The organism is Thalassospira lohafexi, assembly GCF_002844275.1.
GTDB classification, from domain to species: Bacteria; Pseudomonadota; Alphaproteobacteria; order Rhodospirillales; family Thalassospiraceae; genus Thalassospira; species Thalassospira lohafexi.
The window spans coordinates 92,814-106,650 of the sequence record NZ_NXGX01000004.1 but is presented as its reverse complement, the minus strand read 5'-3'; the positions used below and the strand labels follow the sequence as shown (position 1 = coordinate 106,650).

The following is a 13,837-nucleotide window of genomic DNA, read 5'->3' as shown; positions in this document are numbered from 1 at the left end:
TACTATGCTGATCATCACGAGGACACCCATCGGGCGCATGGCTTACATCATGCGCCCGGACCTCATAATCTGTCTAAAGTAGATTCAAAAGATTTCGGATGCGGCTTGTCAGGTTCTGGCACCTGATCAGCTTACATTCGCCCGGTTGGGAGACCGGAAAAATCTGCGAGATTTTGGGGGATGACTTGAAGACAAGCCGATCGCGGCACGGCACAGCATTATTGGCTGTGCTCGGGGTCTTGGTAATGGGGATAACCGGTGCCGATGCGCAACAAGGCGTCGATGTGCGCACCGACGAGGCGCGTCAGTTTTCCACTGATTTTGACCGGCTTACCGATGTCACAGAACGGGCGAACCGTTTGCTTAAAACCGATGATGGCGGCGACATCACCTACGGCGACATTCTGGCCAATCCTGATGATATTGTTTTGAATTTCCGCTGGGCCAAGGCGCAACTTGGGCGCGGTGATGTGCGCGGCGCATCGGCCACCCTTGAACGTATTCTGGTTCTTGATCCGGACCTTGCACCTGTGCGTTTGTATTACGCGATTGTCCTGTATCGCCTTGACAGTCTTGATGAAGCGCGTGCGCAGTTTGATCGCCTAAGGGGAATGAACGTATCACCAGAAGTTGCTGCTGATATTGATCGGTATATCTCAGCCATTGAACGCCGTCGCAAACGCCTGCGGCAGGCCATTACCTTGACACTGGGCAGTCAGATCGACAGCAACCGAAATGCCGCCGCATCAGACAAGGAACAGTTGGTAACCGGAACATTGACTCAAATCACGTCAAGTTCGGACAAACCAACCAATGACATCGCCTATATCGGCGCTCTGCGCTATGATCTGAGCTACGATCTTGGCTATCAGGAAGGTCATGAACTCTTTGCCAGCATGACCGGCTATGCCAGTGATCAGGTGCAACTGGACTCCCTTGACCTTGGATCGTTTTCGGTTGATGCCGGGGCGCGTATTCGCGGCGGATATTGGGTTTTGACACCATCGATCAACCAAACCGCACAATCGCTTTCCAAGGAAAAGTACCTGACATCGCGCACGGGTCGACTGCGCCTTGATTGGAACCCGCGCCCGTTCTTTAATTTGAACGGTGATATCAGCTATTCTGACGAACGCTATCAAAACACCTCTGAGTCCAGCGCACTGCGTCTGCATTCCGGGCAACGCTATGGCACACGACTTGGCGGTAACTACACTTGGACGCCCAATAATCGCACCACGGTTAATCTTTTTGCGGGTGAAAAAGATGCTGCGCGCAACTATTATAGTTATGACAGCTTGAGCGGCGAGCTGATCCATGCTTATCTATTTGGTGGGGGAAGTTACATAAGCGGAAGTATCCGCCATGGTATTGATCGTTATCGCGACCCGGATTTTCTGGTGACCGGCAATTCGCCGCAACATCGAACGGATCGCAGCACACGGACAAGATTGACCTATGGCGCACCACTTTCACAATTGCTGCCGTCTGATTTGTTTGGGGATAGCAAAGCGGCAGATCAGGTATACAGCTTTTTGGCACCGATCAATTGGTCCATCACGGGTGAATATCTGAACACAAAATCAAACATTCCCAATTACGAATATCACAATGCCCGGGCGCAGTTTTATCTGACCCGGCGATGGGAGTTCTAGGAATGCTAGACCATGTAACCGCCACCCGTTCCACCCGTCACTTTGCGCGATGGATGAAAACCTTTGCATTTGGTAGTGCCCTTGCGCTCTGCATCTCACTAACAGCACCGGCCAAAGCCGACCTTAACGCCGAAATGGCGGGTGTTTCTGCAGCCGTGACTGGAGAAGTCTTGCTGGCGAAATCAGCGGGCGAAATCGGCACGTTGGTTGAAAGCGGAATGCCGGTTTATCTTGGGGATCGCATTACCACATCGCCCAATGCCGGGATGCAGATCCTGCTGCTGGACGAGACGGTTTTTACCATTGGCCCGAACAGCGACATTGCAATTGATGAATTTGTCTATGACCCGGTGACCGGCAATGGCCGCATTGTCGCCGACATGGCGCGTGGGGTGATGCGCTTTATCACAGGTAAAATCCCACTCAACAACCCGGCCAGCATGGACATCAACCTTCCGGTTGGCTCCATCGGCATTCGCGGCACCATTGGCCTGATCCGGTCTGTCTCCGCCGAGCAAGCCAATCAAATCATGCCCGGCACATTTGATACATCCAGCCCGGATGGCGCCAATCAGCAGATTTTCATGGCAGTTAACCAAGGACCCGGCCTGTCGCGCAATGACACCACATCGCGCCCCGGCGCCTTTGCCGTATCAGATCAGACCGGCAACAGCGAAAACATCACCGGTGAGAATTTCGGCGTCTTTATCAGCAACTCGGTTGTAACCGAACCGGCGCGCTTTCCGCTTGGTGTTGCGACCTATGATTTTTCTGCCAATCTTGTAAGGACAGCGTCACGCCGGACAAATGATGACGGCAGCTCCTCGTCGACAAGCAGCTCTGCACCCCTGGTAAGTCAGCAACAAGCTGCGCAGGCGAACACGCAAACCGGATCAACAATGGCATCGTCGCTTGATGTCGCGCTGGCGCAGGTCGGCACGACCAGCCCATCTTCGACAGAAGATGAAACGACGTCGATCCTCGGCAATGTTACCAGCTCAAACAGCAGTGACAGCGGAAGCAATAGCGGGAGCGATACATTCACTTTTGATGCATTGCGCCAGATTAGCAGTGGTTCGGCTTCGACCGGCACGATCAATATTGATGGTGCGAATGTTGATTACAGCTTTAGTTCGACCGTTGATTTTGCGAACCGGACTGTCGGCATTCTGTTTTCAAATATCACTCAAACAGGTTCCGGCCTGACTGGTAAAGCGGGCTTCCTTGATGGCAGCTATAACGCAACCACTTACGATTATTCTGGTAGCAACGGACAGGTATCTTTCTCTGGCTCCGATTTTCAGTATACTTCCGACTGTGTCACGCTTGGTTGCAATGCGTCCGCAACGTTCAAAGACGCTCACAATGTTGACTTCAATCTATCGACTGACGATTATTCGTCCGGCACAGATGGCAGCGCGACACTGACCGACGATTGAAAACTGGCAGGCAAAATGACATTAAAACCCTCATGCGCCTGACTAAACGACGTTTACTGACATCGCTACATTATCTTGGTCCTTTGGCCATCCTGCTTGGCTGCATCTTTTTGCGGTGGCAGGATGTGCCGTTTGTGGATCAGTTGCGCCTGAGCGTTTTTGATACCTATCAGCGTATTTCGCCACGGACTTACGAAGATGTCGGGGTGCGGATTGTCGATATTGACGAGCGCAGCCTTGAGGAACTTGGTCAATGGCCGTGGCCACGCACACGGCTGGCTGGGCTTCTATACCGTTTGCGATTATCTGGCGCGCAGGTCGTCGGGTTTGACATTGTGTTTGCCGAACCGGACCGAACATCCCCCGCCCGTGTTGTCAACGATTGGCCATCGGGTCCGGACACCGACAAAATCAAGGCTCTGGCCGATAACCTTCCCGATCATGATGCGCTATTTGCCCAGTTCATTCGTGGCACGGGAAAGGTGGTTACCGCCATCCAGCTGACCACCAAGAAAATCAATGAGTTGCCGCGCCAGACCGGCAATTTCAGCGTTGCTGGCGAGGCCGGACGCACACTTTCCGATTTTATTCCGGTGCTGCCCGGGGCGGCCAAAAACCTTGATGCGATTGAGGACGCCGCCAGTGGCAATGCATTGGTCAATGTATCGCCCGAACAGGATGGCATTGTCCGCCGGGTGCCATTGCTCGCCGCCATTGATCATGAACTTCCCGCTATTGGCATGCCTGTTTATCCCACACTATCGATGGAAATGTTGCGGGTGCTGCAAGATGCACCGCGCACCATGAATGTGCGGATGTCAGGCGCAAGTGGCAGCGAACGCTGGACACAATCACAGGGGATTGAGGCCATCCGCGTTGGCGCAGTTACCATTCCGACCGATCATGCCGGACACATGTGGGTGCATTTCACCGGCCATCAGACGGATCGGTATATTTCCGCAGCCGACGTTATGAATGACGCGCTGCCCAGCGGCAGCCTGCAAAACAAAGTTGTACTGATCGGAACAAGTGCGGCGGGGCTTCTTGATTTGCGGTCCACGCCGCTTGACCGGGTTTTACCCGGTGTGGAAGTTCATGCCGAGATGCTTGAACAAATGATCCTTGAACATTTTCTAACCCGCCCCTATTGGGCCGCAGAGGCCGAAACCATTGTCCTGTTGATACTGGGTCTATTTTTTGTTCTGGCCGTCCCACGTCTGGGTGCAATTTGGCCTGCGGTCATTGGCAGCAGCTTAGCGCTTGGCGCAATCACCTTTTCCTGGTGGGCCTATAGCAGCCAATTGTTGCTGATTGATCCGGCCTATCCACTGATCAGTCTTTTGGCAGTATATCTTGCGACCAGCTCAATCGGCTTCATGCGCACCGAAGGCGAACGGCGACAAGTCAGGTCAGCCTTCGCCAACTATTTATCCCCGGCACTGGTCGAACAGCTTGCCCGTCACCCCGACCGCCTAAAACTTGGCGGGGAAACCCGTGACATGACCTTGATGTTTTGTGATGTACGTGGATTTACTGCAATTTCCGAGGGTTTCAAATCCAATCCGCAAGGCTTAACCCGCCTGATCAATCGGCTCCTGACCCCACTTACCGACTGCATCCTTCGACGTGAAGGTACGATTGATAAATACATGGGTGACTGCATCATGGCATTCTGGAATGCGCCGCTTGATGTCAAAAACCATGCTCATCAAGCCTGCGAAAGCGCACTTGCCATGCGGCGTGCACTTGATGAACTCAATACCGAACGCCAAACCGAAGCCACAAATGAAAACAGCCCGTTTTTGCCGCTAAATGTCGGGATCGGGATCAATTGCGGTGATTGCCTTGTTGGCAATATGGGATCTGATCAGCGGTTTGATTATTCGGTTCTGGGCGATGCGGTCAATCTGGCATCGCGTCTTGAGGGACAGTCAAAAAACTATGGCGTTGATATCGTTCTGGGCGAAGCCATTGCTGAACGCGTTCACAACGATTTTGCCATTCTCGAACTTGATCTGATTGCGGTAAAAGGCAAAAGCGAAGCGGTCCATATCCATGCGCTGTTGGGCGATGCAAACCTGCAAAACTCGGATGGGTTTGCATTCCTCCGGAACGCACATCAAAGCATGATAAGCGCATATCGCGCCCAGAACTGGGACGCCGCCGCGGCCTTGCTTGATCAATGCCGTGAAATATCGCGCACCGCTGACAACGCTGGGCCACTTAACGGACTTTATGATCTTTACGAGGAGCGCATTCGCCTCTTCCGCGCAACACCGCCCCCCACCAATTGGAACGGTGTTTTTGTTGCGATCAGCAAATAGTGTCTCTTGCCACGTGGGCGAAATCACAACACTCTGCTGAATGCTAACCTTGCCAGCCCCACCAGAAGACCATCGCCACCAAAGCGACAAAGAGGATTTGATGAACTTCTCATCTGACAATGTTTCGCCGATCTGCCCCGAAATCCTGTCTGCCATCGTAGCGGAAAGTGAAAGTGCCGCCCTGCCCTATGGCGCGGATGACAAAAGTCAGCAGCTTGATACCGCCTTTTCCGAGCTGTTTGGCACTGAGGTCGCAGTTGTCCCGGTCGCAACCGGCACCGCAGCAAACCTCATCGGTCTTTCTGGTCTGGTATCGCCGTTTGGCGGAGTGGTTTGCCACCACCACGCCCATATAAATATGACGGAATCAACAGGGGTGGCATTCTATGGCGGGGGAACAAAGCTTTTGGGACTTGATGGCCCATCGGCCAAGATCGAGGCGGCGACACTTGATAGCTTTTTGACCGCACACAGCCCCAATGGCATGCATTCGGTTGATCCGGAATGTGTCGCCATTACCCAGACCACCGAGTTCGGAACAGTTTATACTGTTGATGAGATCCATGCGATTGGCTCGGTATGTCAGAAACACGACATGCGGCTGTTCATGGATGGTGCACGGTTTGCCAACGCGGTTGCCGCTCTTGAGTGCCATCCATCCGATATCACGTGGAAGGCTGGCGTTGATGTATTGAGTTTCGGGGCGACCAAAAACGGTGCCTTGGCGGTGGATGCCATTATCCTGTTTGACCCTGAATTACGCCGTCACACCGAAAAAAGCCGCAAGCGCGGCGGACATCTGTTTTCCAAGCATCGCTACCTTGCCGCACAGCTTCTGGCCTATGTGCAAGATGACCTTTGGCTGCGAAATGCACGCCACGCCAATACAGCTGCAATCACCTTAATGCAAAGCCTTGAGGCCCTTGGCGCCAAAGCGGCCTTCCCGCCACAGGGAAATGAGCTGTTTATTCATATGAATGACGATCTTGCCAAAACGCTCCGCGATGCCGGAATTATTTTTCGCCCGTGGGCATCTATTGGCCCGGATGCATATCGCTTTGTCTGTGCTTGGAACAGCCCCACAGATTTGATCCGGGACCTTGGCAAAACAATCGCCGGCTAAGGCGGGTCCATTTTCAAACAATGGCAACCCTACGCACATGCCAGCCCCATTGCCTTCTTCAATGATTGCGTGTGATAACGTCGTTCATAAACACAAACTTCCCATCCGTTTTGCCACCAAGATATATGCGAGAAAACCGATGAATTTTGCGTCTGATAACGTAACGCCCTTTTGCCCCGAAGTCCTTGAAGCCATCAGCCATGAGGGCAAAAGCAACGCCCCGGCATATGGCGGCGACGATATCAGCCAGCAACTTGATGCGGCCTTCTCCGACCTGTTTGGCACAGACGTCGCGGTTATTCCCGTTGCCACGGGCACCGCAGCAAATTGCATCAGCTTATCCGCCCTTGTATCGCCCTATGGCGGGGTGATTTGTCATCACGAAGCCCACATCAACGAAGATGAAAGCACTGGCGTTGCCTTTTTCACCGGCGGAGCCAAGCTTCTGCCAATGGATGGGCCGACGGCAAAGCTTGAAGCCAGCACCCTTGACCAGTTTATCGCCGGGCAGGTTAATCGCGGCGTGCATTCTGTTTCACCAGAATGTGTTGCCATTACCCAAGCAACGGAACTGGGAACGGTGTATACGCAGGCTGAAGTCAGCGCGATTGGTGACGTTTGTAAAAAACACGGCTTGCGCCTGTTTATGGATGGGGCGCGCTTTGCCAATGCGGTTGCGCATCTGGGTTGCCATCCCGCCGACATCACGTGGAAAGCTGGCGTTGATGCGCTGAGCTTTGGCGCGACCAAAAATGGCGCGATGGCCGTCGATGCGATTGTGCTATTTGACACCAGCCTGAAAACCCGCGTTGAACAGGCACGTAAACGCAGCGGACATTTACATTCCAAACACCGGTATCTTGCGACCCAGCTTCTGGCTTATGTCAAAAACGATGTTTGGCTGAAAAATGCGGGGCATGCGAATGATGCAGCAACGGTTCTTACCGATATTCTGTGCCAGCACGGTGCCACACTTGCCCATCCGTCGGACGGCAATGAATTGTTCGTCCATCTTGACGCCGATCTTGCCGAGAAACTGCGTGCGGCTGGTGTTCAATTTCATCCGTGGCCGTCGCTTGGTGCAACTGTTTATCGTTTCGTCGCGGCATGGAGCACGGATATCGCGCAAGTCCACGAACTTAATGCACGCATAGGTTAGTTTCTGGTGCTTGCGGGGGAAGTTATTCAAACGAATCATTGAAATTCAATGGGATATGAATCGTTTGAAACCACATCTCCAACACGTGATATTCGCGTTTCCCCGCCTAAGCCCCGAAAAAAATGCACACCTCCCATACACAAATGCGGGGGTGATTTTCATAAAAATAACAAACACTTGACATAAATTCATCATTCACGGGGCTTGCCATACCTACGTAGAACCACGCAGCAAGCGTTGACGATACCTAGAAACCCTGATTATTTTCCCTCGTCGATTACCAACATAGAGTGTTGTTGGATCGGGTAACCCCGTCCGTTCCAGTGCGCACACTGCCAAGCATGACTTTCAACAAGATCATGTGGTGTTTGCCATTGTGTTCGGGCCAGCCTTGAGGGAGGCATTTAATGAAAGCGAATTTCGTCAAAGCGGCGATTGGTGCAGGTCTGCTTGCAGCCACCGCACTTGCTGCTCCGACTGCTGCTTCGGCAAAAACTCTGGTGTATTGCTCGGAAGGTAGCCCGGAAGGCTTTAACCCGTCGCTTTACACCGCAGGTACCACCTTCGACGCCTCCTCGCGTCAGGTCTTTAACCGTCTGGTACAGTTCAAGCGCGGCACCACCACCATCGTTCCGGGTCTTGCGACCAGCTGGGACGTGTCGGCTGATGGTCAGGAATACACCTTTAACCTTCGTAAAGGCGTCAAGTTCCATACCACCGATGCCTTCACCCCGACCCGTGATTTCAATGCTGATGACGTGATCTTTACCTTCATGCGTCAGTTTGACAAAAATCACCCGTACCATGGTGTTTCAGGCGGCTCGTACGAGTACTTCAACGGCATGTCCATGCCAGACCTGATCAAAGACATCGTCAAAGTTGATGATTACACTGTCAAATTCGTTCTGAACCGTCCGGAAGCCCCGTTCATCGCCAATATGGCCATGGATTTTGCATCCGTTCTGTCGGCTGAATATGCTGACAAAATGATGGAAGCCGGTACCCCGGAAAATGTTGACCTGAACCCGGTCGGCACTGGTCCGTTCCAGCTTGTTCAGTATCAAAAAGACGCGGTTATCCGTTACAAAGCATTCCCGGAATATTGGGAAGGCAAAGCGGCAATCGATAACCTGATCTTCGCCATTACGCCTGACAGCACTGTTCGCTATCAGAAGCTCAAAGCTGGCGAATGCCATGTCATGCCGTACCCGAACCCGGCTGACCTGACCGCGATGGATGCTGATGAAGACGTCAACCTGCTGAGCCAGGAAGGTCTGAACGTTGGCTATCTCGGCTACAACACCGAAAAAGAACCCTTTACCGATGTGAAAGTGCGTAAAGCACTGACCATGGCGATCAACAAAGACGCCATCATCGAAGGTGTCTATCAGGGTGCGGGTGCGCCTGCTAAGAACCCGATCCCGCCGACGATCTGGTCTTATAATAACGATACCGTTGATGACCCCTACGATCCGGAAGCAGCCAAAGCCCTTCTGGCAGAAGCTGGTTACCCGGACGGGTTCAAAACCGATATCTGGGCCATGCCGGTTCAGCGTCCTTACAACCCGAATGCACGTCGTATGGCTGAACTGATTCAGGCTGACTGGGCGAAAATTGGTGTTCAGGCCGAAATCGTTTCCTATGAGTGGGGTGAATACCTTGAGCGCACCAAGAACGGTGAACAGGGTACCTTCATGCTCGGTTGGACCGGCGATAACGGCGACCCCGATAACTTCCTTGCAGTGCTTCTCGGCTGTGACGCGGTTGGTGGTTCGAACCGCGCTCGTTTCTGTAACGACGAATTCGAACAGCTGATTCAGCAGGCAAAAACCACTTCGGACGTTCTTGAGCGTACCCGTCTGTACGAAGAAGCTCAGGTTGTCTTCAAACGTGAAGCGCCTTGGGCAACCATCGCACACTCGATCGTTTTCGAACCGATCCGTAACGAAGTTGTCGACTACAAGATTGATCCGTTTGGTGGTCACATCTTCTATGGTGTCGACATCAAAGAATAAGACGCACCAAAACCTTGTCGAAGAGGCCCGGACTTCCGGGCCTCTTTGCAATTCCGCAAAATAGAGAGAGACATCCACCCACAACCCTACCTGTGCGTGGATGCAATAAAGGCCCGATGGCATGCTAGGTTTCCTTTTACGCCGTTTGGGTGACGTCATACCCACCTTCTTTGGCGTTACCATTCTGGTGTTTCTGATGATCCACCTGATCCCGAGCGACCCGATCCAGATGATGGCGGGTGAACGCGGCGTTGATCCCGCACGTTACGCCGAACTGCAAAAGGAATTCGGCTTTGATAAGCCGCTTGTGGTTCAGTATTTCAATTATCTCGGCGGCGTATTGCAGGGCGATCTGGGTAAATCCTTTGTCACCAAACGTCCGGTGATTGAGGAATTCACAACCCTGTTCCCGGCAACCATCGAACTGAGTGTGATGGGCATATTATTTGCCATCATAATCGGCCTGCCACTTGGGGTGATTGCCGCCATCAACAGGGGAAAATGGCTCGACCATCTTACGATGAGTCTGTCATTGACCGGCTATTCGATGCCGATCTTCTGGTGGGCGTTGCTACTGATCATGTTCTTTTCGACAACTCTAGGCTGGACACCGGTGTCTGGACGATTGTCGGTCTTTTACTATATCGAACCCACCACCGGTTTCATGTTGATCGATACTTTGCTCAGTGGCGAAAAAGGCGCGTTTACCAGCGCGCTCAGCCACTTGATCCTGCCGACCATAGCACTGGGCACCATTCCCATGGCGGTGATCGCACGTATGACACGGTCATCAATGCTCGAAGTTCTGGGCGAGGAATATATTCGTGTCGCACGCGCCAAGGGCTTAACCCCCATGCGCGTCATCATGGTTCATGCCCTGCGCAATGCACTGATCCCGGTGATCACGGTCATTGGCCTTCAGGTGGGTGTACTGTTTGCCGGTGCGATCCTGACCGAAACCATCTTTTCGTGGCCCGGCATTGGCAAATGGATTGTCGAGGCGCTAAACCGTCGCGATTACCCGACCATTCAGGGTGGCATTTTGATGATTGCCTTTGTCGTGATGGGTGTGAACCTGTTTGTCGATCTGATGTATGGGGTGATCAATCCCCGTATCCGGCATAAACGTTAAGGAGCGCGGGACATGACAAGTCAAAACACGCCGTCAACTGCACCGCAAAATGCCGTAGACGACGCCATGGACACGGTGGGAAAGCCGCCAAGCCCGTTCATCGAAACATGGAACTATTTCCGTAAAAACCGCGGCGCCTATGTCGGGTTGATCGTCATTGCGATCATCCTGTTTGTTGCCGCGTTCGCAACGTTTATCGCCCCTTACGATCCGATTTTGCAGGACCGCACCGCGTTCCTCAAACCGCCGATATGGATGGAGGGTGCCGATCCGCGTTACATCCTTGGCACCGATGCGGTGGGCCGCGATATTCTGTCGCGCCTGATCCACGGTGCTCAATTATCGGTATCGATCGGTGTCTTTGTCGTCATCATTTCGATGGTAACCGGCATTATACTTGGCATCACAGCCGGGTATTTCCGGGGATGGATCGAAGTTGGCATCATGCGCTTGATGGATACCATGCTGGCATTGCCCAGTCTGATCATGGCGATGGCAATTGTCGCCATCCTCGGTCCGGGGCTTGAAAATGCCATGCTGGCCATCGCGATTGTTCAGCTTCCCCACTATGTCCGCCTGTCGCGTGCATCGGTGGTGACGGAGCTTAACAAGGAATATGTTATCGCGTCCCAGATTGCGGGTGCCGGTCATATGCGCCAGATGTTTATCAACATCCTGCCCAACTGCATGGCACCGCTGATTGTTCAGGGGACACTTGGTATTTCCAGCGCCATTCTTGATGCTGCGGCCCTTGGCTTCCTGGGTCTTGGTGCGCAGCCGCCGCTGCCCGAATGGGGTACCATGCTGGCCGAAGCCCGCGAATTTGTGGGTTCGGCATGGTGGGTGATCACCTTCCCCGGTCTTTGCATCCTCGTCACCGTGCTTGCCTTCAACCTGATGGGTGATGGTTTGCGCGATGCCCTTGATCCTAAAATGAAGCGGTAAGTTATGGCTCTTCTCGAAGTTAAAAACCTGACAGTCGAGTTCGGCTCCGAAGACAAGCCGTTTCGTGCTGTTGATTCAGTAAGCTACTCGGTTGATCGCGGCGAAGTCCTTGGCATCGTCGGTGAATCGGGCTCTGGTAAATCTGTGTCGTCGCTTGCGATTATGGGGCTGATCGATTTTCCCGGTCGCGTGACAGCAGACAGTCTGACCTTTGATGGTCAGGACCTGCTCAAGATGCCTGCCAAGAAACGCCGTGCGATTACGGGCAAAGACATCGCCATGATCTTTCAGGATCCGATGTCGGCCCTTAATCCATGCTTTACGGTTGAAGCCCAAATCATGGAGGCGCTTAAGGTCCATGAAGGCGGCAACAAAAAGCAGCGTCGTGAACGCACGCTTGATCTGCTTAATCAGGTCGGCATTCCCGATCCGAAGTCACGCATGACGGCCTATCCGCACCAGTTGTCGGGCGGCATGAGCCAGCGTATCGTCATCGCCATGGCGATTGCCTGTCAACCGCGCCTTCTGATTGCCGATGAGCCGACCACCGCCTTGGATGTCACCATTCAGGCCCAGATCATCGACCTTCTGCTTAAATTGCAGGACGACAGCGATATGGGACTGCTTTTGATCACCCATGACCTTGCACTGGTCTCCGAGGCCGCCAACCGCATTCAGGTCATGTATGCCGGTCAGCTGTTTGAAAGTGGACCGGCCGACAGTATCTTTGCAGCACCGCGTCATCCCTATACTCAGGCCCTGCTTGAAGCATTGCCAGAACGTTCAACAGGCAATGACCGACTGAGCACCATCCCCGGCGTGGTTCCGGGTCAGTATGACCGCCCGAAAGGCTGTTTACTGGCACCGCGTTGCCGTTACGCCAATGATCACTGCATTCAGGATCGCCCGGAAGTCACCGATTTTAACGGACGTGATGTGCGGTGTTTCTATCCACTGAATGACCAAGGCCAACCGACGGGTCAAACCACCGGCCAAACTGCCGGGGAGACAGTATAATGAGCTTTCTCGATACCAAACCCGGTGTTCCGTTGCTGGAATCCGACGATCTTGTCCGGCACTACGATGTTAATCGTGGCCTTGGCAAACCCAGTGCCACGGTCAAGGCGCTGGACGGTGTTTCGTTTACGCTTGAAGCCCAAAAGACTTTGGCGGTTGTTGGGGAATCTGGCTGTGGCAAATCGACCCTTGGCCGTCAGTTGACCCTGATTGAAAAGCCAAGTGCCGGACAGCTTAAAATCAATGGTGAGGCCGTCGGCGATCTGTCCGACAAAGACGCCAAGATGTTCCGTCGCACGGTTCAGATGATTTTCCAGAACCCGTATGGGTCGCTGAACCCTCGTAAAAAAGTCGGTCAGATCCTGGGCGAGCCCGTCTTGCTCAATATGGATCACCTTGGCCGTAAGGAACGCGAAGAACGGGTGCGCGACACAATGGCCAAGGTTGGCCTGCGCCCTGAGTTCTATGGCCGCTATCCGCATATGTTTTCAGGTGGGCAGCGTCAACGCATCTCGATTGCACGTGCGCTGATTTTGGAACCGAAAGTCATCGTAGCCGACGAACCGGTTTCCGCCCTTGACGTGTCGGTGCAGGCACAGGTTCTCAACTTGATGATGGACCTGCAGGAAGAGATGAATGTCGCCTATGTCTTCATCTCGCACGATCTTTCTGTCGTCAGACATATTGCAGATGACGTCATGGTGATGTATCTCGGTCGCGTCGCGGAAAAAGGACCGACCGAAGAAATCTTTGCCAAGCCATTACACCCCTATACGCGGGCACTTTTGGCATCGGCGCCAAAGATTGATCCGGCACAACGCGTGAAGGCAGAACCGCTTACCGGCGAGCTGCCTTCGCCGATCAACCCGCCATCGGGCTGTGCGTTTCATAAACGCTGCCCGTTCGCCAACGAACATTGTGCACAGGTCCGCCCGGAACTGCGCATGTTCGAGGGCCGCGAGGTGGCATGCCATCGGGTTGAGGAAATCGCCTGACAACAGGTGATCACCCGGATTGCCAAACAGGTT

General features: G+C 53.4%; 10 protein-coding genes. All 10 read left to right on the top strand.

Annotated elements, in window-relative coordinates:
* Nucleotides 1-245: 245 nt before the first annotated feature.
* The 10 genes from COO92_RS10310 (at nt 246) to COO92_RS10265 (ending at nt 13,804) form a co-directional block, all read left to right on the top strand.
* Nucleotides 246-1,655 carry a tetratricopeptide repeat protein gene (locus COO92_RS10310; protein WP_240626399.1) on the top strand — a complete coding sequence of 470 codons (1,410 nt, stop codon included), beginning with the start codon at nt 246-248 and terminating at the stop codon, nt 1,653-1,655.
* Between the two features lie 2 nt (nt 1,656-1,657).
* The gene (locus COO92_RS10305) at nt 1,658-3,094 is read left to right on the top strand and encodes a FecR family protein (protein ID WP_101301909.1); all 1,437 of its coding nucleotides are present in this window, start codon (nt 1,658-1,660) and stop codon (nt 3,092-3,094) included.
* 32 nt (nt 3,095-3,126) lie between these two features.
* Nucleotides 3,127-5,418, top strand: coding sequence for a CHASE2 domain-containing protein (locus tag COO92_RS10300; protein WP_101301908.1), 2,292 nt, complete (start codon nt 3,127-3,129; stop codon nt 5,416-5,418).
* A 100-nt stretch (nt 5,419-5,518) separates the two neighbouring features.
* Nucleotides 5,519-6,541, top strand: a complete 1,023-nt coding sequence (locus COO92_RS10295; RefSeq protein ID WP_101301906.1) for a threonine aldolase family protein — start codon at nt 5,519-5,521, stop codon at nt 6,539-6,541.
* Nucleotides 6,542-6,680: 139 nt separating this feature from the next.
* On the top strand, nt 6,681-7,700 hold the full coding sequence (locus COO92_RS10290) for a threonine aldolase family protein (protein ID WP_101302560.1): 1,020 nt from the start codon (nt 6,681-6,683) through the stop codon (nt 7,698-7,700).
* 407 nt (nt 7,701-8,107) lie between these two features.
* Entirely contained in the window at nt 8,108-9,715 is a 1,608-nt protein-coding gene (locus tag COO92_RS10285; protein ID WP_101301905.1) for an ABC transporter substrate-binding protein, read from the top strand.
* Nucleotides 9,716-9,836: 121 nt separating this feature from the next.
* Entirely contained in the window at nt 9,837-10,847 is a 1,011-nt protein-coding gene (locus tag COO92_RS10280; protein ID WP_101301903.1) for an ABC transporter permease subunit, read from the top strand.
* Between the two features lie 12 nt (nt 10,848-10,859).
* Entirely contained in the window at nt 10,860-11,792 is a 933-nt protein-coding gene (locus tag COO92_RS10275; protein WP_206186391.1) for an ABC transporter permease subunit, read from the top strand.
* Between the two features lie 3 nt (nt 11,793-11,795).
* Complete coding sequence (gene dppD / locus COO92_RS10270; protein WP_101301902.1) at nt 11,796-12,809, top strand: dipeptide ABC transporter ATP-binding protein; 1,014 nt, start codon at nt 11,796-11,798, stop codon at nt 12,807-12,809.
* On the top strand, nt 12,809-13,804 hold the full coding sequence (locus COO92_RS10265) for a peptide ABC transporter ATP-binding protein (protein WP_022734069.1): 996 nt from the start codon (nt 12,809-12,811) through the stop codon (nt 13,802-13,804). Before dppD ends, COO92_RS10265 begins: the two co-directional genes overlap by 1 nt.
* The last annotated feature ends 33 nt before the right edge of the window (nt 13,805-13,837 follow it).

Excerpts from the sequence above, each read along its gene's own strand:
- COO92_RS10290 (WP_101302560.1), top strand. The coding sequence starts at position 6,681 with ATGAATTTTGCGTCTGATAACGTAACGCCCTTTTGCCCCGAAGTCCTT.
- COO92_RS10280 (WP_101301903.1), top strand. The coding sequence starts at position 9,837 with ATGCTAGGTTTCCTTTTACGCCGTTTGGGTGACGTCATACCCACCTTC.
- COO92_RS10300 (WP_101301908.1), top strand. The coding sequence starts at position 3,127 with ATGCGCCTGACTAAACGACGTTTACTGACATCGCTACATTATCTTGGT.
- COO92_RS10305 (WP_101301909.1), top strand. The coding sequence starts at position 1,658 with ATGCTAGACCATGTAACCGCCACCCGTTCCACCCGTCACTTTGCGCGA.
- COO92_RS10295 (WP_101301906.1), top strand. The coding sequence starts at position 5,519 with ATGAACTTCTCATCTGACAATGTTTCGCCGATCTGCCCCGAAATCCTG.
- COO92_RS10265 (WP_022734069.1), top strand. The coding sequence starts at position 12,809 with ATGAGCTTTCTCGATACCAAACCCGGTGTTCCGTTGCTGGAATCCGAC.
- COO92_RS10285 (WP_101301905.1), top strand. The coding sequence starts at position 8,108 with ATGAAAGCGAATTTCGTCAAAGCGGCGATTGGTGCAGGTCTGCTTGCA.
- COO92_RS10310 (WP_240626399.1), top strand. The coding sequence starts at position 246 with ATGGGGATAACCGGTGCCGATGCGCAACAAGGCGTCGATGTGCGCACC.
- dppD (WP_101301902.1), top strand. The coding sequence starts at position 11,796 with ATGGCTCTTCTCGAAGTTAAAAACCTGACAGTCGAGTTCGGCTCCGAA.
- COO92_RS10275 (WP_206186391.1), top strand. The coding sequence starts at position 10,860 with ATGACAAGTCAAAACACGCCGTCAACTGCACCGCAAAATGCCGTAGAC.